Annotated in this window: 24 protein-coding genes; 8 read left to right on the forward strand and 16 right to left on the reverse strand. The window is 61.5% G+C overall.

The annotated features are described in order from the left end of the window. The first annotated feature begins 3 nt into the window (after positions 1 to 3). From M653_RS0116285 to M653_RS0116295, 3 genes are all read left to right on the forward strand, one after another. Entirely contained in the window at positions 4 to 696 is a 693-nt protein-coding gene (locus M653_RS0116285; protein ID WP_027144312.1) for a hypothetical protein, read from the forward strand. 46 nt (positions 697 to 742) lie between these two features. Beyond that, entirely contained in the window at positions 743 to 1,204 is a 462-nt protein-coding gene (locus M653_RS0116290) for a DUF4189 domain-containing protein (protein WP_027144313.1), read from the forward strand. Positions 1,205 to 1,270: 66 nt separating this feature from the next. Next, positions 1,271 to 1,819 carry an invasion associated locus B family protein gene (locus tag M653_RS0116295; protein WP_027144314.1) on the forward strand — a complete coding sequence of 183 codons (549 nt, stop codon included), beginning with the start codon at positions 1,271 to 1,273 and terminating at the stop codon, positions 1,817 to 1,819. 19 nt (positions 1,820 to 1,838) lie between these two features. On the opposite strand, the gene M653_RS0116300 is transcribed toward M653_RS0116295, so the two are convergent. Beyond that, positions 1,839 to 3,149, reverse strand: a complete 1,311-nt coding sequence (locus M653_RS0116300) for a divalent metal cation transporter (protein WP_027144315.1) — start codon at positions 3,147 to 3,149, stop codon at positions 1,839 to 1,841. 284 nt (positions 3,150 to 3,433) lie between these two features. Here M653_RS0116300 and M653_RS01000000132715 point away from each other — a divergent pair, with 284 nt between their 5' ends. Next, entirely contained in the window at positions 3,434 to 3,742 is a 309-nt protein-coding gene (locus M653_RS01000000132715) for a hypothetical protein (protein WP_032935361.1), read from the forward strand. Positions 3,743 to 3,830: 88 nt separating this feature from the next. Beyond that, positions 3,831 to 4,256, forward strand: a complete 426-nt coding sequence (locus M653_RS1000000135660) for a c-type cytochrome (RefSeq protein ID WP_084636721.1) — start codon at positions 3,831 to 3,833, stop codon at positions 4,254 to 4,256. Here M653_RS1000000135660 and M653_RS01000000132720 read toward each other — a convergent pair. From M653_RS01000000132720 to M653_RS01000000132725, 7 genes are all read right to left on the reverse strand, one after another. Continuing rightward, on the reverse strand, positions 4,228 to 5,667 hold the full coding sequence (locus M653_RS01000000132720) for a cytochrome c (RefSeq protein ID WP_245262176.1): 1,440 nt from the start codon (positions 5,665 to 5,667) through the stop codon (positions 4,228 to 4,230). The two genes, M653_RS1000000135660 and M653_RS01000000132720, sit on opposite strands and share 29 nt — an antisense overlap. Before the next feature lie 26 nt (positions 5,668 to 5,693). Beyond that, entirely contained in the window at positions 5,694 to 6,035 is a 342-nt protein-coding gene (locus tag M653_RS0116325) for a hypothetical protein (RefSeq protein WP_027144317.1), read from the reverse strand. A gap of 1 nt (position 6,036) precedes the next feature. Continuing rightward, complete coding sequence (locus M653_RS0116330; RefSeq protein WP_027144318.1) at positions 6,037 to 6,639, reverse strand: cytochrome c oxidase subunit 3; 603 nt, start codon at positions 6,637 to 6,639, stop codon at positions 6,037 to 6,039. Further along, a complete protein-coding gene (ctaD, locus tag M653_RS0116335) occupies positions 6,636 to 8,576 on the reverse strand; it encodes a cytochrome c oxidase subunit I (protein WP_051442696.1) in 1,941 nt (646 codons plus the stop codon). Before ctaD ends, M653_RS0116330 begins: the two co-directional genes overlap by 4 nt. Next, complete coding sequence (gene coxB, locus M653_RS0116340; protein WP_027144320.1) at positions 8,573 to 9,553, reverse strand: cytochrome c oxidase subunit II; 981 nt, start codon at positions 9,551 to 9,553, stop codon at positions 8,573 to 8,575. The genes ctaD and coxB overlap by 4 nt, the downstream gene beginning before the upstream one ends. Before the next feature lie 258 nt (positions 9,554 to 9,811). Beyond that, positions 9,812 to 10,687: a cytochrome c oxidase assembly protein gene (locus M653_RS0116345; RefSeq protein WP_027144321.1), complete on the reverse strand. Its 876-nt coding sequence runs from the start codon at positions 10,685 to 10,687 to the stop codon at positions 9,812 to 9,814. 143 nt (positions 10,688 to 10,830) lie between these two features. Further along, complete coding sequence (locus tag M653_RS01000000132725) at positions 10,831 to 12,585, reverse strand: thiamine pyrophosphate-dependent enzyme (RefSeq protein WP_032935362.1); 1,755 nt, start codon at positions 12,583 to 12,585, stop codon at positions 10,831 to 10,833. Between the two features lie 73 nt (positions 12,586 to 12,658). Here M653_RS01000000132725 and M653_RS0116355 point away from each other — a divergent pair, with 73 nt between their 5' ends. Together M653_RS0116355 and M653_RS0116360 are read left to right on the forward strand one after the other, a co-directional pair. After that, the gene (locus M653_RS0116355) at positions 12,659 to 14,128 is read left to right on the forward strand and encodes an Nramp family divalent metal transporter (RefSeq protein WP_348626235.1); all 1,470 of its coding nucleotides are present in this window, start codon (positions 12,659 to 12,661) and stop codon (positions 14,126 to 14,128) included. Between the two features lie 86 nt (positions 14,129 to 14,214). Then, on the forward strand, positions 14,215 to 14,712 hold the full coding sequence (locus M653_RS0116360) for a hypothetical protein (RefSeq protein ID WP_027144323.1): 498 nt from the start codon (positions 14,215 to 14,217) through the stop codon (positions 14,710 to 14,712). 56 nt (positions 14,713 to 14,768) lie between these two features. Here the strand turns inward: M653_RS0116360 and M653_RS0116365 are convergent, their stop codons facing one another. Then, positions 14,769 to 16,880, reverse strand: coding sequence for a catalase (locus M653_RS0116365; RefSeq protein WP_027144324.1), 2,112 nt, complete (start codon positions 16,878 to 16,880; stop codon positions 14,769 to 14,771). Positions 16,881 to 17,114: 234 nt separating this feature from the next. On the opposite strand from M653_RS0116365, the gene M653_RS0116370 reads away from it, so the two are divergent. Further along, entirely contained in the window at positions 17,115 to 17,699 is a 585-nt protein-coding gene (locus tag M653_RS0116370; RefSeq protein ID WP_181165831.1) for a sigma-70 family RNA polymerase sigma factor, read from the forward strand. Here the strand turns inward: M653_RS0116370 and M653_RS1000000137305 are convergent, their stop codons facing one another. From M653_RS1000000137305 to M653_RS0116405, 7 genes are all read right to left on the reverse strand, one after another. After that, positions 17,700 to 17,852: a hypothetical protein gene (locus M653_RS1000000137305; RefSeq protein WP_181165834.1), complete on the reverse strand. Its 153-nt coding sequence runs from the start codon at positions 17,850 to 17,852 to the stop codon at positions 17,700 to 17,702. A 186-nt stretch (positions 17,853 to 18,038) separates the two neighbouring features. Continuing rightward, entirely contained in the window at positions 18,039 to 18,257 is a 219-nt protein-coding gene (locus tag M653_RS0116380; RefSeq protein WP_027144326.1) for a hypothetical protein, read from the reverse strand. A 29-nt stretch (positions 18,258 to 18,286) separates the two neighbouring features. Continuing rightward, positions 18,287 to 19,186, reverse strand: coding sequence for a class I SAM-dependent methyltransferase (locus tag M653_RS01000000132730; protein WP_245262170.1), 900 nt, complete (start codon positions 19,184 to 19,186; stop codon positions 18,287 to 18,289). A gap of 70 nt (positions 19,187 to 19,256) precedes the next feature. After that, positions 19,257 to 20,249, reverse strand: a complete 993-nt coding sequence (locus M653_RS0116390) for a GNAT family N-acetyltransferase (protein WP_027144327.1) — start codon at positions 20,247 to 20,249, stop codon at positions 19,257 to 19,259. Next, the gene (locus M653_RS0116395) at positions 20,246 to 21,310 is read right to left on the reverse strand and encodes a glycosyltransferase family 4 protein (RefSeq protein WP_027144328.1); all 1,065 of its coding nucleotides are present in this window, start codon (positions 21,308 to 21,310) and stop codon (positions 20,246 to 20,248) included. Before M653_RS0116395 ends, M653_RS0116390 begins: the two co-directional genes overlap by 4 nt. Before the next feature lie 102 nt (positions 21,311 to 21,412). Beyond that, positions 21,413 to 22,345: a beta-xylosidase gene (locus M653_RS0116400; RefSeq protein ID WP_027144329.1), complete on the reverse strand. Its 933-nt coding sequence runs from the start codon at positions 22,343 to 22,345 to the stop codon at positions 21,413 to 21,415. Continuing rightward, the gene (locus M653_RS0116405; RefSeq protein ID WP_027144330.1) at positions 22,338 to 23,099 is read right to left on the reverse strand and encodes a TIGR04290 family methyltransferase; all 762 of its coding nucleotides are present in this window, start codon (positions 23,097 to 23,099) and stop codon (positions 22,338 to 22,340) included. Before M653_RS0116405 ends, M653_RS0116400 begins: the two co-directional genes overlap by 8 nt. Between the last annotated feature and the right edge of the window lie 2 nt (positions 23,100 to 23,101).

The raw sequence follows: 23,101 nt of genomic DNA on the forward strand, positions 1-23,101 counted from the left end.
ACCGTGAGCCAGCAAGACCCATTCATCTCCGCGACGCGCAGCAATCCGACGGTCGATCCGGACCGCAAAAGGATCGTCGAGCCGGACCGCAAGAGGACGGTCGAGCCGCCGCAGCGGTGGCCGCGCATCGTCGGGTTTTCGCTGTTGGGCCTGGCCATGATGGGCATCGGCTTCGCCGGCGCGAACTATGCCGCGATCGCCGGCCTGGTCGGCAGCCCGACGGCCGCACAGGCCGAGGCCGCCGCCGCTCCCGCGCTGCCGGACACGCCCTTCCTCCAGCACGTCAAGCAGGCCGGCGTACAGGCCTGCTCGACCGTCTTCCCGGTGCTCGGGCAGCTTTTGACGACCGGCACGAAATACAGCGTCAAATCGCTGTGGAACGACCAGGCCGCCGACAAGCACGCCGTCCAGGCCTTTGTCGGCATGGACTATGCCACCGACCGGTACAGCGGCCCGGCGGCCGGCGTGGTCTTCGCATCGCCCACAGCGTCGGGCTGCGAGGGCGCGATGGTGCGGGTGGCGCCGTTCGCCAGCCCGTGCGCGGACATTCCGTCCATTCTTCCGCAAGGCAGCAAGATCACCGACCATCTCGGACAGGTCGAGGTGTACGAGCTTGGCGGCAGCACGGGTGAAGCGCTTCTGCTGCCGACGGGCAACACATGCGTGGTGATCTCGATCGCATCGGCGGCCAAGTGAGGATGTCAGGCGAATGGGCGAGGCGCCCGGGAAAGGATTGCGGACCATGAAATCGCGACGTTTGACAGTCTTGTGCATGGCCTTGCTGTGGAGCGGGCAGGTGGTCTCGGCCGATCTGGTGGAGCCGTCCGAACCGCCGCAGGAGGAGAAAGGTATCTGGGCGGCAATCGCCTACTCCCAGACCGATACCAAGTACGGCTTCTTCTGGGGCGCCGACAAGCGGCAGGAAGCTAAGGACATAGCGCAGAAATATTGCGAGAATGCCGGTGGAAAAGCCTGCAATGTCGTTGCCGTGTTCCGCAATCACCGCCATTGGACCGACGACGACGAGACCGGATTTCCCTACAAGCATTGCGGCGCGCTCGCCGTGGCCGACAAGGTGGAGCACAGGTTCACCCCCTGGGGCGTGAACTCGGCCGAGACCCGCCGGGAGGCGGAGGACCTAGCGCTCCAGGCCTGCGAGGCAGGGGGGATCCAATGCAAGATCCGCGAATGGGTCTGTACGTGAGAATAACGGCGTCTCGAAGCCGACCCTTTGGGCATTTGCCCGGCACAAAAGAGAAGGCCGCATTCATTGGTTCATAGACATTTTTCGCTGAAGGCAGCCGCCATCTGCGCGGCTGCCTTCTCCGCTTCGCTGCCGGCTGCTTTCGCCCAACAGCAGCAGGCGGCGTCGCTCCCGAATGGCGCATCGTCGCTCCAGGAAAGCTATCAGGACTGGCAACTGGCCTGCGGCATGCAGGACAATGCCCGGGTCTGCACGGTCACGCAGGACCAGACGCAGAAAAACGGCCAGAGGCTTCTGGCCGTGGAACTGCGCGTGGGGCAGAAGGGCGGATTGACCGGAACCTTGCTGCTGCCCTTCGGCATCCTGTTCGAGCCCGGCGTGGCGGCGCAGATCGACGACCAGCAGCCCGTCGGACCGTTGAAGTTCAGGACCTGCCTGCCGAATGGCTGCGTGGCGCTGTTTCCGATCGACCGGGCGCTGACGCAGAGGCTCAAGGCAGGCACCGAGCTCAAGCTCAACGTCACCACGGCGGCCGAGACCCCGCTGAGTTTCCCGGTGTCGCTGAAAGGCCTTGGCGCCGCCCTCGATCGCATGGTCGCGCTCAGCGCACGTTGAGGTGCAAGGCGACGGGGCCTCAAAAGGCCCATTGCAGCGCGAGGCCGACCACGGACAGTCCCATTGTGATTGTCGCGAGCCATCCGAGAAAGCACAGCCAACCCCCAACGGCGAATTCGCCCATGATGTCGGAACGTCCGGTCATCAGCATCATGACGACCATTACGGGAACCGCGCATATGCCGTTGATGACGGCGCTCCAGTAAAGCGCCTTGATGGGATCGATCGGCGTGAGCATGATCCCCATTCCCAGCGCCACGGCGGCGGCCAGGGTCGCATAAAATGCCATCGCTGCCTTCGGCTTGCGCTCCAGTCCCACTGGCCAGCGGCACGCCTCGCCCACGGCGAATGCGGCCGAGCCCGCGAGAACCGGCACCGCGAGAAGGCCGGTGCCGATAATCCCCATTGCAAAGATCACAAAGGCGAATTTGCCCGCGACCGGCTCCAGGGCCTTGGCCGCATCAGAGGAAGAATTGATGTCGGTCACCCCGGCCTTGTGCAGGGTGGCAGCCGTTGTGACGATGATCGCGATGGCTATCAGGTTCGAAAAAGCCATGCCCACCAGGGTGTCGGCGCGAATGCGCTGGAAGGCACCCGGCGCTTGCCACGGTGCCCGCTTCAGCGGCTTGGCCTTGGGGTCGATCGTCTCCTCTTCGACCTCTTGCGACGCTTGCCAGAAGAACAGGTAGGGAGAAATCGTGGTGCCGAGTATGGCCAGAAATGTCGTGAAGAAGGCCCGGCTCCATTCCATGTGCGGAAGAACGACCCCCTTGAGGGCCTCGCCCCATGGGATATCAGCCAGAAACGCAGCCACCACGTAGGCAAAAAGGCTCAGCGTTGTCCATTTCAGGACCGTGACGTACCGGCCGTAGTCGAGAAAGACGATCGCCAAAACACAAGCCAGGCCGAACGCAACGACGTAAAGCGAGCTTGGGCCGCCCACCAGCAATCGCAAAGCATCAGCCATCGCGCTCAGGTCCGCCCCGATGTTGATCACGTTGGCGGCGAACAAAAGCAAGGCTACAAAATATATCAGGGGAGACGGGTAGTGTCGGGCCAGATTGCCGGAAATACCTCGACCCGTCGTGCGGCCTATCCGTGCTGCTATCTCCTGGATCGCGACCATGAGCGGAAGAGTGAACACCATGGTCCAACCGACGTTGAAGCCCAGCTGGGCGCCCGCTTGGCTGTACGTGCCGATGCCCGAAGGGTCATCGTCCGAAGCGCCTGTGATGAAACCAGGTCCGATTATGTGCAGGAATCGCTGGAAGGGCCCTTTTGCCCGAATATTGCTCTGTTTTTCAGAGACTTCGGCGCTTATGTCCCTCATGGAGGTGCTCCAAGAACGCGGTCCCTTCGATATCCGCTTGAAGCAGAATTCAGCGCTCGCCGTTCGGTTCCTTTAGCTATCGCTGTAACATCATTGGTGCTTGCTTTGCCGGAAACATGATATTTCTCGCGCGGGTCGGTTTCCGCGACAGGTGAGGGCCATCATCAAACCGATCGGCAAAGAACCCATCCCATAAGAATTTCGCTGAAGACCGGTTCACTCGGAACATATCAGCGAGCGACTGGTTTGGTGGAGGCAGCACACACAACCATGGGAGATCCTCCATGATTACCAAACTTCTCTCCGCCACGGTGCTTGCGGTCGCTCTGGCCACGTCAGCCATGGCACAGTCGAACGGCACCGGATCCAACAGCGGTTCAGGCTCGATGTCCGGCACCACCAATGGCGCAAATGGGACTGGGACCGGCACCGGCTCTGGTGCAGGGGTAACGCCCACCGATCCGAACGCTACTAATTCGACAAAATCGTCGAGCGGCATGACCGACCGCTGCAAGGATGCCGCGGGCAACGACATCGACAACAACACCGCCTCCGGCGCGACAACGTCGAACATGCAGAACTGCAACACATGAGCCGGTGGCTAGGAGCACCGCCCGAAGTCGCTCTTCTCTCCGGGGCGACCAATCGGGCGGCGTTCTCGTTGCAACGCCGCAGGCGCAGATGAGCCGACAGGCCGTCAAGCAGGCGCCATCGGCCCTGCCGTGGGCGGCAGGCGCTTCGGCGGCTACCCTTATTGCGTTGTCGGTCTGCGCGATCGGCTTGATGCGCAGCAGCAATCTGCGAGAAACCACCATCCTGCAGGCGGTTGGTGGAGATCCTGACCGCGCCGTCCCGGCAATGATCCGCAATGGCTGTGGCGGATGCCACGAAATTCCGGGAGTCCCTGGTGCCCGTGGCACCGTCGGTCCGTCCCTGCGAGGCGTCGCCGAGAGAGAATATGTCGGGGCGTCGCGAACGTCCCCAGACGCGATGATGCGTTGGATCAGCAAGGCGCGCGACGTCGATCCCAAGACGGCCATGCCCAACACAAATCTGTCGCCCCAGGAGGCGCGCGACATCACCGCCTATCTTTATGCACGAACATGAGACGCGCTGAGGGCAGTGCTGGGCGCAGTCGTTTTGCCAGCAGAAACAGTAGACCAAGGAGCAATCCGGCGCCTCCAACCGCCAGCGCCTGTCCCGCCAGAACCAGGACTGTCTGCGCCGTTGACGTGCCGGCCCGCATCTGACGCACGTCGGCCGCCGTAACGCTCGCATCCGGATTTCCGAATTGCGCGGTCACATAATTTGCAAGTATCGCCACCTGGGCGTCGTCCAACCAGCCGGCGAAGGCCGCCATTGATTTGCGTTCCGCCACGTCACCAGCCTTGACGCCTTCAAGGATCGTCATCACGACATTGTCAGGCACGGCCGCGCCGGGGGAGGTGTTGTGGGTCAGTGATGGGGCGGAGCCGTCCGCTGATCCGCCTCCATTTGCTCCATGACACCCCGAACAGAGCGACCGATAGAGATCGCCGCCGGCCGCGGTTCCGCTACCTTGCGCCTTGCTTCCAGCATTGTCCGCGATCGTGGGCACATTGCCCCATGAAAAACGCGGCTGCCTTTCGTCCCCGGGTCGTGCGGGCACATCCCTGAGATAGGCGACCATGGCACGGATGTCGTCGTCCGACAGATGTTGCAGGCTGTTCATGACCGTTTCCGCCATCGGGCCGCTAGCATATGCCTTTCCGGGCACGGCGCCGGTCTTGAGAAACCGAAACAGCTCTTCATCGCTCCAGCCGCCGACGCCTGCGATCTTGTCACTGGTGATGTTGAAGGCTTGCCAGATGCCGGCGCTGCCGCCGGCAAGCTTGCGATTGTCATCCATGCCGAATGTCGTATTTCGCGGCGTGTGACAGGCACCGCAGTGACCGAGCACTTCGACAAGATAGGCCCCTCTGTTCCATGCGGCGGTTCGGCTCCGATCCGGCATGAAACCGCCGCTGTGCAAGTTCGCGAGCTTCCACAGCGCCAGAGTCCATCGCTGGTTGAACGGAAAAGGCAGGATGTTTGCTGGGCGCGGCTGGGAGATCGGCGGCTGCGCCAGCAGATACGACCGGATCGCGAGCACGTCCTCGCGGCTCATCGCTGCGAAGCTGTCATAGGGCATGGCGGGATAAAGGTCGGCCCCGTCACGCCTGACGCCTTGCTGGACGGCTCGTATGAACTCGTCCGCGGAATAGCGCCCGATCCCCGTATCGAGGTCCGGTGTGATGTTGGTGGAAAAGACGTCGCCAAACGGCGTTGGGACGCGATAGCCTCCGGCGAATGAGCGGCTGGGATTGGACGTGTGGCAGCCGATGCAGTCGGCCGCCCGGGTAAGATATTCACCCTTCTGGATTTCGCTCGCCTGCAGGTGCGTGCAAAACGCCAACGATGCCAAAACGGACGCGATCGCATAAGAGATGGCGGCCGGGACTGGAGCGCTCACCGCATGCCGAAGCGCACGGCGGCGCACGGCCAATAGCCCGCTTCGTGGCGCCATCACAGTTCGCACCCGCTGAAGGTCAGCCCTGCCAACATTTGTGTCAGCATCACGAGCGTGAACAGCGCTCCAATGCCGACCGAAGTCCTGGCCAGAAACATGCGAGTGCGCGCTTTAAGGGGCGGGCTCGTGCCATGGCCTCGGTCATGAATCGCGCGCCACGACAGCAGCGCGCCTGCCGTGGCGGCGGCGGCACCTATCAACGAGAACAAGGCAGTGGGCCAAAAGCTGGCGTGGCATTGCCAGAACGCGGTTGAATAATCGAGCTGCAGCGTTATGGCCCACGCGGCTGGTCCACTGACCAGGCCTGCCCAGGAAACGCCGGTGCGGATCGCCTGCATCTCACATCCTCGGGACCCAGTAGATGATAAGATAGAGCACGACCCATGAGACGACCACGAAGTCCCAATAGAAGGCGTTGTCCGAGACGTCGCTGAAGCGTCGGCCGGCCTTGCCTTTTGGCGTGAACATGAGAACCGCAAGGACGATCGTGTCCCCGACATCGGTAAGAAGATGCGTTGTGTGCAGTCCGAGCAGGAACCAGACGATCGAGCCGTAGGCGTTCTGATCCCAGGAAATCCGCAGCGCCGGAAATTCCCAAACACGAACGATCAGCGGAAGAATTCCGGCGATCGACATGATGATCATGCCAAGGCGAACTTTCGCGAGGTCCTGACGGCGCGCCCAAAGTTCGAGCAGATGGTTGGGCACGATGCTCGCCAGCAGAATAACCAATACTGTCGTGCCTGGCAGCAGATCTGGTGCTGGCGCCCCGATCGGCCAATGCGGGGCCAGCACAGCCAGATAGAAATAGGTACCGATCGCCAAGGCGAAACCCGTCGCCTCAAGGGCGATGAAGGCAAGGGTTCCCCACCACATCGGGCTTGCCGCCCCGAAATCATATGTGGGCAGGTGGCTGACATCGGCGACAGGGCGCTGCCTCATTCCTCGTCCTCCGGTTCGCCTTTCGGCCAGAACCAACAGATGAAGCCAATCGAGACCGGTATAGCGCCCCAGACCACCGCCCATGGCGTGAATATCGAGCCGAGAAATGCGCCGCCAACCGCGATGGCCGAGAGCAGCGGCCAAATCGAATTGTCGGCCGATGGCACCCTCAGTTGCGGCACCGCGTCGGCGACCGTGCCGGCGAGCACCTCGCGGGCATCGACGCGCAGGCCTTCGACGACGAGGAGCATGTCGGGTTCGGCCCAGAGCGGTTCGCGGTGGTTTACCACCGGCAGCCGCGAAAAATCGTAGGAGGGCGGCGGCGAAGCCGTCGCCCATTCGAGCGTGCTCGCCTGCCAGGGATTGTCTCCGGCGATGCGGCCGTTGCGAAGGCTGAGCAGGATGTTCAGGAAGAAGAGCGCAAAACCGGCGAACACCACCAGCGACGAGAGGCTGATGAAGAGGTTCATCTCGCCCCAGCCGCTCGCCGGCGGATAGGTGTAAACACGGCGCGGCATGCCTTGCAGACCCAGAATGTGCATGGGGAAGAAGGTGAGATTGAAGCCGAGAAAGACCAGCCAGAAGTTCCAGCGGCCAAGCCTCTCAGACAGCATGCGGCCGGTGATCTTGGGAAACCAGTAATAGACGGCGCCGAGCAGGGGAAAGACGGCCCCGCCGACCAGCACGTAATGGAAATGGGCAACCACGAAATAGGTGTCGTGCACCTGCAGGTCGAGCGGTACCGAGGCGACCATGACCCCGGTCAGTCCGCCGATCACGAAGGTGAAGATGAAGCCAAGCACGAAAAGCATGGGCGTGGCGAAGCTCGGCCGGCCGCCCCAGATCGTCGCAATCCAGCAGAAGATCTGAATGCCGCTCGGAATGGCGATCATCATCGAGGAAGCGGTGAAGAAGCTCTCGCCGAGCTGAGGCAGACCGGTGGCGAACATGTGGTGCACCCACAGGCCAAAGGAGAGGAAGCCGATCGCGACCAGCGACAGCACGATCCCGAGATAGCCGAAGACCGGGCGCCGGGCGAAGGTCGGCAGGATCGCGGAGACAAAGCCGGTCGCCGGAATGAAGATAATGTAGACCTCGGGATGACCGAAGAACCAGAACAGATGCTGCCACAGCAGTGCATCTCCCCCCGCGGCAGGATCGAAAAATTTCGTGCCGACCAACCGGTCGAGGATCAGCATCGTGCTCGATACCATCACCGCGGGCATGGCGAACAGTATGACGAAAGCGGTGACGAGGACCGACCAGACATAGAGCGGGATGCGGTCGAGCGACATGCCCGGCGCGCGTTGTTTGAACACTGTCGCAATGATCTCGACAGCGACCGCGAGTGCGGACACTTCCGTATAAGTCACCATCTGCGCCCAGAAATCGGGGCGCTTGCCGATGCCGTATTCAGGTCCGGCGAGTGGAACATAAGAGAACCAGCCGGCGTCGGCGCCAGTTTCGAAGGCAAAGGCGATCCAGATCATCAGCCCGCCAAAAAGATAGACCCAGTAGCTGAAGGCATTGAGGCGCGGGAAGGCGACATTGCGGGTGCCGATCATCAGCGGCACCAGGTAGATGGCGAACGCCTCCATCACCGGCACGGCGAACAGAAACATCATCGTTGTGCCATGCATGGTGAACAGCTGGTTGTAGAGATCGGGACCGATGTAGCCGGCTTCGGGCCGGGCAAGCTGGAACCGCATCGCCAGCGCGGACAGACCTGCAAGGATGAGGAACAGGAAAGCCGTCACGATATAGCGCCGGCCGATCAGCTTGTGATCGACAGTGACCAGCCAGCCATAAAGGCCTTTCGGCGTTCGCCAGGCATGCGCCAGAAAGGCGCGCAGCCTCGCCTCATCGAGGCCGGTGTCCCGCACGCCTTTCAGCACCTCCTGTTCATGCTTGGCTGACGTTCCCGCAACGCCGCTCATTCGAGGCTTCCAAGATAGGTGACGACGGCATTGAGATCGTCGGCGCTGAGGGCAATGCGCGGCATCTTGGCGCCGGGCTTCATGGACTGCGGATCGGCTATCCAGGCAGCAAGCGCCCCTGGGGTCATGGCCAACGTATCAGCAGCCAGTGCGCGTCGGCTTGCGAGATGGGTAAGATCAGGTCCAAGCGTTCCCCCGGCCGGTGTGCCTCTTATCGTGTGGCAGAGTGCGCAGCCGGTGGAAAGAAAAGCCCGCTGACCGCGGCGTTCTTCGTCGCCGGCCGGTGCGGGCGTCGCGGCCTCTTGCTTGGATCGCCATGCATCGAAAGCTTCGCGGCTTTCCGCAACGACGGTGATGGCCATATGGGCGTGCTGATAGCCGCAGAACTCGGCGCACTGGCCGCGATAGGTTCCGGGTTTGTCCGCAATAAGCGTGAGCTCGCTTGGCCGGCCCGGGATGAGATCCCTTTTGCCGGCGAGGCTTGGCACCCAGAAGCTATGAATGACATCGAGCGAATCGAGCTCGACCTTGACCGGGTCGCCAACGGGAATATGGATCTCGTTTGCCGTGACGATCGCTTGCGACGGTTCATTCCCGAAGTAACGGACCTCCCACCACCATTGATGCCCGGTGACCCGGACGGTGAGCGTTTCCGTTCCGCTCAGCGAAGCAATGGATTTGCCCGCGAAAAAGCTCATCGTCGTCAGTATGACGAGCACGAGAACGGTCAAAGCGATGGCGCTTGCGACAAGGCGCGTAAACCGACGTTCCTGCCGGACATCGATCTCAAGTGGCAAATGCGTTGTCTCGGTCAGACGGCGACGCAGAAGCGCTGCCGCCAAGACCAGCATGACAAGCAGCCATGTGCCCGTCGCAACCGCGCTGAAGGACCAGATCAGGTCAAGGATCCTTCGGGCATTCGCACCGTGTGGATGAAGCGCGGACTGCCAGTCGCTGCATCCGGTCAGGACCAGCATTGGCGCTGTGCTGGCCCACTGTTTTGGCCATGTGCAGGTGAGCGGCATCAGCGGTCGTTTCCGCGTACGAGGGCGGGCCACCGGACTCACGCACCTTGCCATGAAGGATCCACCATCGTTGCCAAGGCCATAACGCGGTTGGTTGCAAAAGGATGCTTGGCAACGCTACCGTCCCTGGAAAGAGCGCGAACTCAGGGAATACTTTGTCGAACCAAGGCGAGGGGCGGCCGTTCTTCAGCATACGGCGGAAGCGCGGCTCTAGATGATGGGCAGGTGGGAAGCGTGCCGCCGCCCGCTTGTTCCAATCCAGAAAGCGGCCAGGAGCAGTGCGGCTCCGCCATAGATCAGGCCGGCCGGAATCCACATCAACAGGCCCGCCAATTGCTGATCCTCGAGTGGGCTGAGGCCCCACAGTTTCGAGCCGATGGCATTTTCCGGGTACCACAGCCTGCGCGAAACGACAAACAACGCCCCGAGCAAGCCGGTGTGCAGCGAGGTGAAGAAAAGATGCATGACCGCACCGCCACAGTCTTGTTCGCGGCCAGGGCGGGGCAGCAGCACCCACCAGAACAGGAGCCCGGTGCCGAGAAAACTCGCATGCTGGGCATAGTGCAGAAAGCCCTGCTGGAGCGCAGCCTCAAACAGCGCTGGAACATGCCATGTCCATATCGCGATTCCGTGCAGGAAAGTCGCGACCACAGGGCGGCTCATGACAGCCCAGATCACCTGAAATATGTTTGTGTGCCCAGCCGCGCCGAGCGTCTGGCGCAGCCGCGCGGGCAGCGCCCACATCATTGCCGCCATCGGTCGGGAAGCGACCAGCAGCGGTGCCGCGATGGCCATCAGCAGTTCGTGCTCGACCATGTGAGCGGCAAACACATGTTCGCCCAATGCGTGGATCGGGCTTACAAGCGCGACCGCCAGTGCGGCCCAGCCGGCGAAAAACAGCAAGGCCTGCCGCGACCGCAAAGGACGTCCGCGTCCGCTCCGACGCCAGAGCCGGCTGGCGCCAGCAATGTACAGCGACACAGCCGCCGCGAGCGGAAATGTAATCGGAAACGCCAGCGTCCAACCGGCTTGCGGGGCGCCGCTGCCATAGCAGATAGAGGTCGAGAAGAGTGCGTCGAAGCTCATCCTCCGCCTCTGGGGCATTGCTCTCCTGGCTGCATTTCGCGACTCCAGAGTATTTCCGGCGAAAACAGGTTCGCCTCCGATGCTCTATATGTTTGTTACGCAATTCCGAACGCAAACCGCTTCGCATTTTCGCGGGAATTGCTCTAGGCATCCATCATCGACTTCGCCGGCTCCCGGGCAATATTTTCTTCGATGCGCTCGTGCCCCGGCGTCTGCGGCAAGGCCTGGCGGAAATTCTTGGCATAGTCGGGCGGCATCCTGGGCGGCATCAACGGCTCATAGGCATCGACCAGCGCTTCGATCACAACCGGACCTTCGGTTGCGAAGGCCTCGTCGAGAATAGTCTCGATCTGATCGGCCCGCTCGATGCGAAAACCGCTTGCACCCATCGCTTCCGCCGCCTTGGCAAAATCGATCGGCTGCAGTTCGCAACCGAATTGCGGATTACCCAGAAACATCATCTGCTCCCAGGCGATCTGATTGAGCATGTTGTTCTTGACGACCAGAATCTTCAGCGGAATCTTGTAGCGCACCGCCGTCGAGAATTCGCCCAGCTGCATGGCGAAACCTCCATCTCCCACGATAGCGGCGACCGGTCGACCGGGAAATGCAATGCCGGCGGCGATGGCATAGGTAAGGCCGCAAGCCATGGATGCCAGCGATCCGGATACGCCAAACGCCTGGCCGCTTCGAAGATCGACATGGCGGGCGGCAAGCTCCGTGTTCTGACCGGAGTCGGTGACCAGCACCGTGTCGTCGGCCAGTCTTTGACCGAACGCCCGAGCAATCGTTTGCGGCTTCAGCGGATGCGCCCGCGCGTCTTCGGATTGCCTCATCATCTGGCGCCATCTCCTCATGGTTTCCTGGGAGTGTTGCAGGAATTCACCGGAAGGCTTTTGGGTCAGACGTTGATTGAGCGCGCGCAGTGTCTCGGCGGCGTCCCCGACAAGGCCGGCCTCGACCGGAAAGCGCAGGCCAATGCGCTGCGCATCGCAGTCGATCTGGACGCCACGGGCCTGCCCGGGCTTGGGGTAGTATTCGATGTAGGGGAAGGTGGAACCGACGATCAGCACCGCGTCGCAGGTCTCCATCGCTTCTTGTGAAGCCAGGGTTCCGAGGATGCCTATCCCGCCGGTCGTGTGAGGATGGTCGTCCGGCAGCACCGCCTTGCCCAGCAAGGCCTTTGCGACAGGTGCCTGCAGCAGATGCGCGGCATGTTCGAGTTCCGCGGCCGCGCCGACGGCGCCGCGTCCGGCCAGGATCGTCACTCGCGAGGCGCGGTTCAGAATGGCGGCTGCTTCGTCAAGCTCGGCGTCCAGCGGCATGGTGTGGCCGGCGAACATTTGCTGCGGCGTGTGCGCCGGGCGGTTGCGTTTGCTGCGCTTTGAGGGATCGCCCTCTTGCTCCTGCACGTCACTGGCAATCGAAAGATGGGCGACGCCCTTACGCGCCAGCGCGGTTCGGCAGGCGAGGCTGGCAACGTTTTCCATATGCGCGGCATCGGAGACATGGGCATTGTAGACGGAGACATCGTCGAACACGCGCGTCAGATCGACATCCTGCTGCGTGAACGTCTCGATCAGATCGTGGAACTGCATGCCCGTGATCGCAAGCACCGGAGCCTGGTCGAGCTTGGCGTCATAAAGGCCGGTCAGAAGATGCGTTCCGCCGGGACCGGACGTTGCCAGGCAGACGCCTAGCTTTCCTGTCCATTTGGCATAGGCGCACGCCATGAAGGCAGCCGACTCTTCGTGCCGGACCTGCACGAAGGCTATCTTGTCCCGCCGGGTGCGCAACGCTTCCATGACGCCGTTTATGCCGTCTCCCGGCAAGCCGAACACCACGTCCACGTCCCACGCGATGAGTGTGTCGACGAGAATTTCTGCTGCATTTGCCATGTCAGGATCGCTCCGGTGATAGGGCCGAACCGGTGAAGCACGGGTTGGTTCCTTCATCACAAGAAATCGTGACATGTCGGAAAGCGGCGGCCGGGCGGCTGTCGGGACCCCAACGTACTCCAGGAACAAAAAGCCTGACCAGTGGTTCGAGCCGCGTCTTGGCGCAGCTTCAAATCCCGCTTTGTCGGCACCTGGTTGGAATGTTTGTCATGACGTTTTGCATGCCCTCGGTAAAGATGCGCTTCCAATGAGCGAGCCACTGGATAGTGCCGGCCAGAGGAAAAGCGAGCGAAAGGAAGGCGGCGTTGTCCGGGCCCTCGGGCTTGGACTGATTACCGGCGCGGCTGACGACGATTGTTCGGCGATCGGTACCTACGCCAGTGCCGGAGCCCGATTTGGGCCCGACCTGCTGTGGACAGCACCGGTTACTCTGCCGATGATGTATCTCGTCGTCTATCTTTCATCCAAACTTGGTCAGGTTTCGGGTCGTGGGCTATTCAAGGTCATATCCGATTTCTATCCGCGTTGGCTGCTATGGTCTGTTCTGACGGGCGTGCTGATTGGCAATACGATCGAGGCAGCCGCCGACCTTGGTGCCATGTCGGCGGCCGTTATGTTGTTCGTTCCGCTGCCTGGTCCACTGATCGTCATTGTCGTCGCGATCGTCATTTTTGCCCTGCAGGTATTTGGATCCTACACCTTGATCCGCGATGTGTTCCGATGGCTGGCGCTGGCGCTGCTTGCCTATGTGGTCTCCGCGCTGCTTGCCAAACCGGATGCGGCTTCGGTCCTTCGCGGCACGCTGCTGCCAAGGATCGAGTTCAGCCGCGAATACCTGTCCATCCTGGTCGCCATCGTCGGGACGACGCTCTCCGCATATCTCTACACCTGGCAGTCGAACCAGGAGGTGGAGGAGGAGATTGCCAAGGGCAGAACGACCCTTGAAGAACGCAAGGGCGCCACCGAGGGCGAACTCCGGCGATCCCGCCGCGATATCCTGATCGGCATGACGTTCTCCAATCTGATCATGTATTTCATCATTCTTTCGACAGGGTCGACGCTCTACAAAGCCGGCCAGACTCAGATCGACACCGCTGCGCAGGCGGCCGAAGCGCTGCGGCCGCTTGCCGGCGATGCGGCGGGAATTCTTTTTGCCGCAGGCGTAATTGGCGTCGGCCTTCTGGCTGTGCCGGTCATGACGGCTGGCGCTGCCTTTGATTTCGCCCAAGCGATGGGATGGAAGAATGGCTTGAATGCCAAACCCCGGCAGGCTCCTAAATTCTACATGGCGATCGGGATAATCACGCTGGTGGCGGTGGGTCTCAATTTCCTCGGCTTCAATCCGATGAAAGCCATGGTCTGGTCGGGCATCGTGCAAGGGTTTTCCACGCCTCCGCTCCTGCTTCTCATTCTCATCATGACCAACAATCGCAAGATCATGGGTGACAAGGTCAACAGCAAAAGCACGAACATCCTGGGTGGCGCGACGACCCTGGCGATTTTTTCGGCGTCGGCGGGTCTGGCGGCAAGCTGGTTCCTGTAATTCGCGGGACGTGAAGTATCTTCAGGCGTGGCGGAACATCGGCGATCAATTGTCGTTGACACGCTTGTGAGAGAGAGGACACCGCCATGTCAAACTTCCAGGCCGCCACTCCGGATCGTCTGCGGCAACTCAGGCTAGAGGCTTCAGCTCATTTCACTCCGATGATGCTGCACGAAGCATTGCTGCGGCTTTCCCACGCCTGTGGAGGTGAAAGCCTTGAGCGGTTCGAGAAGGCCATGGTCGCCCAGATCGAAGCGACGAAGGACGACCGGGCCGATTTCGAAACGATCAAGGAATTCGCGATCGAGCAGCTTTATGCCGTGATCCGGGAAGCGAACGATTCGCCCAAGAAGAAACAGTCGCTGGAAAAGACAGAAACCCGCAGGACGCCCGGCCGCTCCGAAGAACCGCAGACGCTCGAGGATCAACTGCAGGCCGGGTTGGAGGATTCTTTTCCCGCGAGCGACCCGCCAGCGGTCGTGTCCACAGCCATTCCAGGCGGAGCAAAGAAGCTGGTCGGGACCGACGAGGTGCTGAAAAAGCAGCGAGAAGAGGCGGCCAGGAAGGCCAGCCAACAACCATAGCGCCAAGGCCTGGCTGCAAACCAGGCCCGCAGTCAAGAGCTGGCATCGCTGTCCTATCAAAGCTTGACGGCTGTCTCCCGCGCCCACAGGCGCAGTTTGCGACAGGTCTGCACGAATGTCTTCACGGAAGCTGCGGTATCAAGCCCTATCAGCCCCTCATCGGCATCGGGAGCGACGCCCGCCCTGGCCAGGAGAGGCCCGGCTCCCGGTGTGAAGCCGATGAACTTGCAATGAGCGAAGGCATCGGACACGAAGTCCTTCGCGGCCGCCTCATTGAGCAGCATCTCGGCGCCTTCCTCGGAGAGGAGCAGCACCACCGCGTCGAACAAGACCGATGGACCGCCGTCGATCATGTGCCTGGCCTCGATGTTGGTGCCGTCAGCCGCCTCGACGCCGCCAACCTTGGGCGCAACCACCTCCATTACCGCGCCTTCCGCTTCGATGGCGGAACGCAGTTCTTCGAACAGTGCGATGTCGGCTCCATTGCTAAGCAAGGCGCCGACTTTGCGGCCTTTGAAACTGTCGGGCCCGTTTTCGATGATGCTGAGCGCCGGCGACGGCGGCAAGTCGTTGCGCGTCGGAACCGCTGTCTCGGCGGGTTCGGGCATATCGCGAATGCCGAGCTTACCGGCGACGGTAGTCGCCAGGGTTTCGTCGATGTTCAGCAAATGCGAGACCATGCGTTCGCGGATCGCCGGTGCCTGGACCTTGCTTAATTCAAACGTCAGCGCCATGGCGATGTGACGCTGCTCCGGCGGGGTCTGGCTGTTGAAAAATTGCCGGGCCTGGCTGTAGTGATCGGCGAAGCTTTCCGCGCGCAGGCGTATTTTCTGGCCTTCCTCGGCATTGCCGAAGGAACGGAAGCCGCGTTGCGGATCCTCGCGCGGTCCCAATCCCCATGAATTCGGCTCGTAGTTGGCGCGTCCCACTGGATTCCGCATGGCCATGTGACCGTCCTGTTGAAAATGGGCGAATGGGCACTTCGGGGCATTGATCGGGAGATGGGTAAAGTTCGGGCTGCCCAGCCGTTTCAATTGGGTGTCGAGATAGGAGAAGTTGCGGCCCTGCAGAAGCGGATCGTTGGAGAAGTCGATCCCGGGCGGCACATTCTGCGTCATGAATGCGACCTGCTCGGTCTCGGCGAAGAAATTGTCCGGCATCCTGTCCAGCACAAGCCGCCCGACCGGGATTGGCTCGAGTATCTCTTCAGGAATGATCTTTGTCGCGTCCAGGATGTCGAAGTCGAAGTTGTCGGCAAACGCCTGATCGAACAATTGCACCGTCAACTCCCATTCCGGGAAATTGCCGGACTGGATGGCTTCCCACAGATCGCGACGGTGAAAGTCGGGGTCGGCGCCATCGATCTTGACCGCCTCGTTCCAAACCACTGATTGCATGCCGAGCTTAGGCTTCCAGATGAATTTGACGAAGGTGGATTCGTCTTTCGCGTTGACGAGGCGGAACGTGTGCACGCCAAAGCCCTGCATGAAGCGGAAGGAGCGCGGGATCGCGCGATCTGACATGATCCACATCACCATGTGCATCGATTCCGGCATCAGGCTGATGAAGTCCCAGAAATTATCGTGCGCGGTCTGGGCTTGAGGGAAGGCCCGGTCCGGCTCCTGCTTGGCGGCATGGATCAGATCGGGAAACTTGATCGCGTCCTGGATGAAGAAGACCGGAATATTGTTGCCGACCAGATCCCAATTGCCTTCCCTGGTGTAGAGCTTGACCGCAAAGCCGCGCACGTCCCGGGCGAGATCGAACGAGCCCTTGTTGCCGGCAACCGTCGAGAACCGCACAAAAGCCGGCGTCTTTTCGCCGGCTCTCTGGAAAATGTCGGCACGTGTGTATTGGGCCAGTGACCCGTAGGTCTCGAAGTAGCCATGCGCGCCGTAGCCGCGGGCATGGACGACCCTTTCCGGGATGCGTTCGTGGTCGAAGTGAAAAATCTTCTCGCGAAAATGAGAGTCCTCGATCAGCGATGGTCCGCGTTCGCCGATCCGCAATGTGTTTTGATCATCGGAGACGGGTGTTCCGAGCGCTGTGGTCAGAGTGGGCGTCTCACCTCCGGCGATCTGGTGCAATTCCCCGCCGTTTCCACGCGCGCTATCCGGTTCCAGTCCACTTGCCGATTGGCGAGCGGAGCGACGGGCGGATTTGGCCATGAAAGATCCTCGATTTGATGCCGGAAGATTAAAGTATTCAGGGCGTCAAACTGCCGGTGTGCGGCTTTGTTCCCAAAAAGAACGGGTGCGCTGCGGATCCATCATCGAAGGAGGCGTCATCGTTGCGGCCTGCCGAATTTCTGAAGAGTTGTCCTCGGTGCGAGGAACGAACCAAACTTCCATGCATTTAGCAGGGGCTGCATTCGTACACTCTTTCTTCTGGGAGCTGGACCATTGTCATCCGGAGGCTACATTTCGGCCGACCAGGAAACCAATGAAGTTTCCATCGTTGACCTCATACCCGCCCTCCGGGCTTTCGCGCGTACCTTCTGTCGCGTCCCCGACGATGCCGACGATCTGGTGCAGGAGACGCTGACCAAGGGGCTCGCCAACATCGACAAGTTCGAACCCGGCACACGCATGAAATCGTGGCTCTTCACCATCATGCGCAACACTTACTATACCCGGATCAAGATTGCTGCCCGGGAAGCGCCAGGCCTGCTCGACTGTGCATCTTCAAGGCCGATTTCGGAAGCGACCCAGGAATGGAGCGTTCAGAGCAAGGAAGTTCACGGCGCCATTCAAAGGCTACCTGAACACCAACGCGAGGTTCTGATGCTGATCGGCGTTCTGGGAGTAAGCTATGAGGAAACGGCCGAGATATGCGGCTGCGCGGTAGGGACGGTCAAAAGTCGGCTGAATCGTGCCCGCGCCAATATTCTCGAGTTGCTTGGGGAGAGTTCACTGCAGACATTGATGGAGAGACGAAATCATCTATCGGATGGTCAACTCGGTATCGAGGGTGACAGCCGCAGATAGTCAGTTCTTCACGTCACGTCGACGCTTCTCGATCAGCGCGTTTTGCAACTCCATCGCCAGCCTGGTCAGCCGGTCTGGAATTTTTTCCTGCTCTATGGCGTCGAGGAGAGAAGTGATCTCCTGGTCCATAGCCAGACCGAATTGCGGGTCCACCGTATCATCCCTCGAACGAGACATCCAAATTCTCTTGATAATAGCAGTCCCTTGACCTTAGTGTGGTGACAAATGCTCGAGATTACAAGGCGATATCCACCGCCGGCATGATTACCGGCGGCCCTTGCACAGGTTTATTTCCTTAATCTTACATCGCCGCGGGCCAAGAATGCGGTGTGACGCCGTTCAATCCTTCGGCAACTGGTTCGCGGCATGGTCCTGATATTGGTCGGACTTGATGCGATTGCCATCCAGTCCGCGCTCCTCGCTGTGCTGTTTCTTGTCGCGATTGGACAGAACCGCGTTTTCTCCGACCTTGTCCTTGGGCAGGTCGGTCATCGCGCCGGCGCCGGTACCCTTGCCCTGGGTGCCGCGGCCGAAATGTTTTTTGTCGCCGGATGCCATGATTTCCTCCTTCGGATCGGTGACGCTCTTCAGCGCCTCTTGTTCGACGTCCGAACTGGCGGCGCGCGGTAATGTTCCGCCGCACGAGCAAGCAGGAAGGCGTCGCCATCCCACGACCGAAACGGCTTCTCGCCATTGATGACGACCCGCAATTGGTGAGCTTCCGCCAGACGGCCGATATCGGTGCGGTCCAAAAAAAGCGATCCGCGATAGGAATAGTTCAGCAGGGCCAGCCAGCCCGGCCGTTTCAGAATGCGTGCGATCTCATCGAAATGCCGCTCGGCCATGCCGGCCAGAACCAGATAAGGAAAGCTGTCGACCGCCAGCACGCAATCGAAACTGCTGTCGTCGAATTCGGTCAGATCAAGACCGCAGGTTTGACGCAACTCGACATTGCCCAACGCGGCGCATCGGTCGGAGGCAATGGAGATCATCCGCGAGGATATATCGATGCCCACCATCCGGTTGAATGATTTGGCAAGCGCACGCTCGAAACGGCCGATGCCACAACCAATGTCCAGAATGTCCCGGCCGGTTCCGGTGAAGTCCTGCTCCTTGAGCCATGCAGCGACTTCCTCGGTCGTGGCCGACAGCCTTTCCTCATCACCGAGCGATGCGAGCTGGACACTCGCTGTTTGCGAAATCGCTGCCGCCGCATCGAAGCTCAACGCCAGCCGCCTGACGACAGCGGCATCGGTCTCGTCGTCGTCGCGTGCGTGCCGAACGGCCGCTCCCGTCGCTCGCAAGGTCGCAAAGGCGCCGGGTTTGCGGCGAAGCAGCCCGGCTACCTCTTGCAGCCGTTCCTTTTCTTGCGAATTCGAGGGAACGACCTCCAGCACGATCTCCGCCAATTCCGCCACCCTGATCTCCACCCGCAGGTGAAGCGCCAGCCTGGCGACGACGGCTTCGGCGCAAACACCATCGGCCATGCAGCCTTTTACGACCGATCTAATCGCCATCCGGCGCTGGGCGGATTTTGACCCGGCTGCACTCATGCTATCAGCTCCGCGTCCAGATCCTGCGCATCGTCCACCTGTCGATGGCGCCCCAGCCGTATTTGTAGGCCTCCTGACCACGCAGGAAATCGAACTCGCGGGCACCCTCGCGGATCGACTCCGCGATCGCGTGGCCGATCAGGATCGCACCTGGACTCTCCTCGGCATAGGCAGGGTCGAAGCCGCCGAGATAGGCATAGGCGCGACCGCGATGGTGGAAGCCGTAATAGGCGCCGACGGTCTTGCCATCAATTGCCAACAGCCAGCATCGGACTAGGCCGCGAGCGTCGAGCAAGGGTACTGCGCGCCTGTGGAATTGCTCCACGGCGACATCGGCCAACACGCCACCTCCGTGTCCGGCCCAGCGCGCGTGGTGCAGGCGGATCAACTGGTCGAGGAAACTTTGGGCATCGCCTCGTGCCGACGACAACGCGGTCCGGCCGCGTCTGGACGCCGCTTGGTGCGCCCGTCGTAACTGCCGCCTGCGTCGGGAGGGCACGCAGCCCGCAAGGGTTTCGTCGCCGGCGATGGCGAGCACGGGGCAAGCGCCATGTGCGGCTGGCCGCCCCGCCTTCAGATCGGGGTGTGTAACCGCAAGACCGGCACCGCCTTCCGGCAAATCCGACAGAATCCATTGCGACCAGCCGACCGAGAGGATCTTTTCGGCAATGATCGCGACGACCTGAGCCTCGGTGCCGGGGACACACAGGATGTCCAGATAGTCGCTGAGCGAGATGCCGACCGGAAGAAGTTTCGACCCAGCGGTTCCGTGCTCGAGATAGAGCGGCGCCAGCCCAATCAGATCGCCTCCGCGCCAGACCGCGACCGTCGCCAGGTCGCCGGGCGCGAATGTGCGCCACCATGGCACCAGCCAGGCGGGAGATTGAAACGGCGTCGCCGAGGAACTCTGCTCCCACAATCTCCACCAATGCGGCGCAAGGGTATCGAATCGCGCCGGATCATCGATGATCTCGCTGCGCAACACAGGCTTGCTCACGGTGTGACGGCGAGGCGCCCGGCATCGGTGCCGAGTCGTGCCAGCGCTTGATAGGCGTCCATGTAAGACGAGATCATTCGTTCCAGCGAAAACCGCCGCCGCGCCTCGGCCCGGCATGTCTCGGGGTCGAGGCTGGACGCCGCAATGATGGCTTGCGCCATCTCGTCGATCGTATTGACGAGAAAGCCTGTCCTGCCATGCTCGATGACATCGGGAAGCGCACCATTCGGAAAGGCGACCACCGGTGTGCCGCAGGCCAGCGCCTCCATGGCGACAAGTGAGCTGGTCTCGGCGGCAAGGCTCGGGATGACCAGACAGCGCGCTGCGTTGAGAAAGCGCCGCTTGGCGGTGAAACCGAGCGGACCAAGGAAGCGGCGGCGGCCATCGAGGCGAGGTTGGACCTCGTCGCGAAAGTAGCGCGCGTGCGTTTCATAGGGATAGACCTTGCCGCCGACAACCAGCGGCACACCTGCTTGCTTGGCTGCGTCCAGCGCCAGGTGGATGCCCTTTTCCGGGCAGATCCGGCTGAGAACCAGTGCAAAGTCGCGCTTCGCTTGCGGCAGGCTGAGCGCCTCTATGTCGACGCCGTTCGGAATCGGCGCCGCCAGTCTGGCGCCTGATGGCGCGGTTTTCTGCTGGGCGGCCGAGACCGCATGAAGCCACAGGTCGTCGCGCGTCGGGCGCAGTGCCTCGGCCGGATACCAATCCAGCGGCAGGTGAAGCGTCACCAAGGTCGGGCCACCGTCTGGTAGATAGGCATCGAAATCGATGCCGTGTAGATGAACCACATCGATCGGCCAGCTGGCGCGGGCAGCGGCGATCGCGTCGCGATGAGCCTGCTGCGCGCGGCTCTTGGCCGCCTCGTCGAGCACGCCGCTTTCCGCCGGTGTCTCCACAAGCGTGCCGCTCGCGCTGGAGCCCCGGCAGCCGACGACGATCGACCGGTGACCCGTGCGAACCAGTGCCCGATCGAGCATCGACAGGACCTGTTCGGCACCCCCGACCGCATCCGGTCCGACAGGCGCGAGGGGATAGGCGACATTGAGGACGGTGAGCGTCATGGCCGGCCGAGCCACGGTGCCAGAGGCAGTGAATTGGTGGACCCGTGAGCTTCTACTTCGGTCGATGCAGTCAATGATCGCGGACCGGGTCGCATGAGAGCCTCACGCAGCCGAGGCCCGCTGCGTCGGGCGCGAGGCGGATATCATGACGGGCGCGTAGCGGCGGACCATCGTTGCACAGAACTCGGCGAATTCCTCGGGCACCAATGGAGGGCTGGTGTGGTGAGGCATCATTCCACGATGTTCAGGCGTGAAGCAGAAGGTGGCCGTGACGTCGAAATCCGCAAGTGCCTCCATCTGTCGATCGAACCAGTCCAACGCATTCGGCCTGAAGCTGTCGGCCCAGGAAAGCCCCGTGCGCATGTTGGTGACGCCGAGCCGCTTCATCCAGGCGACGGCGTCGTCCAGTCGCGGGTCCTCGAAATGAAACCACTGCACCAGCCCCATTGCGGGTGTGTAGCGCAGGAATTCCTCCAGCGCCGGCTTCGGCGTGCCGTCCTGGCGCAGCAGCCCCATGTGGAAATGACGATAGTAGGAGGATCCCTCCGCTTCGCGATGCCGCGTCGTTGCTTCCCATTCACGCGGAAGGTCGTAGAGGCTGTACCACTGGATACGTGGTGCGTTGCCGAGCAGCAATTCGGCGGTGCGCTTCAGTCCCCAGACCTGTATTTCCTCGGCCCCGAAGGTCGATACGCCGACCTCGCTGACCCAGATGGGGAGATCGGTGACGTTCGCGATCTCGCCGATCTTCTGCGGCCATTCCTGAATTTGCCACAGGTTCCAGTCGAGAGGAAAGCCGTGCACCGCGACGGCATCGACATGGTCCAGCACGCCGTATTCCTTCATGCGGGTGATAAAGCCGGGGTCTATCGGCGAGATGCCGCCAAGCACTTTTGTCAGAGCCGGGTTCTCGGACGCGATCGCGTCCGCCGACAGGACCGCCATCCTGGCAAAGCGGCTCCAATCGGGGTCAAGCTCGGGGTCCCAATGCGATTTGTTGTTGGGCTCGTTCCAGATCATCGCGGCTTCAATCATGGAGCTTTCCTTTCGACGGGTAAATCGCACCGCCGCCGGCCGGCGCGCCGGCAGCGCGGCAGAAATAGACCTCCTGCTCGGGATGTAGAACGATCTCGAAACCGGCGCTGCGCAGCATCGCTTCGGTGCAGGCCCGGTTCGGTATCCACCAGTTGGTCGGATCGTCGGCATAGCGGTGTTCGATGAAATGCAGCTTGGGAAATTCCGGCCGGTCGAACAAATCATGCGTCCAGAAATGATAGTTCTCTTCCAGCTCGGGCAGCTCCTTGCTGCCTCGTTGCATCGACTGGAAGATCATCAGATCGCCGGCGACGTGCTCACGGATCAGGTCGAGGGCGAGCAAGGGGTGGCGCAGATGGTAAAGCACTCCCATGAACAGCACGACGTCGAATGTCTCGCGCAGGGCACCGACGTCGTAGACCGACAGTTTCTGGAATTCGATCTCGCAGTCCGCGATCTCGGCGGCAAAGCGGGCCTGCGCCAGATAGGCCTCGTCGAAATCGATGCCGAGGACGTGGGCGGCGCCTCGCCGTTTCATCTCGATTGAGTAGAAGCCGGCGTTGCAGCCAATATCCAGCACGGTCTTGCCGGCCAGATCGGCGGGTATGGCGTCGGCGAATTTGCGCCATTTGATCAGCGGGTAATTGCCGAGAAAATGGTCGGGCGCGGTTTCGACGCCGGCCAGTTCCATGTTGTGGAACCACGGGCCGAGCGCGTCGATGCGCCGGCGGATTTCGGCATGGGAATGCAACATGT

Source organism: Mesorhizobium sp. WSM3626, from assembly GCF_000513935.1.
Classification (GTDB): Bacteria; Pseudomonadota; Alphaproteobacteria; order Rhizobiales; family Rhizobiaceae; genus Mesorhizobium; species Mesorhizobium salmacidum.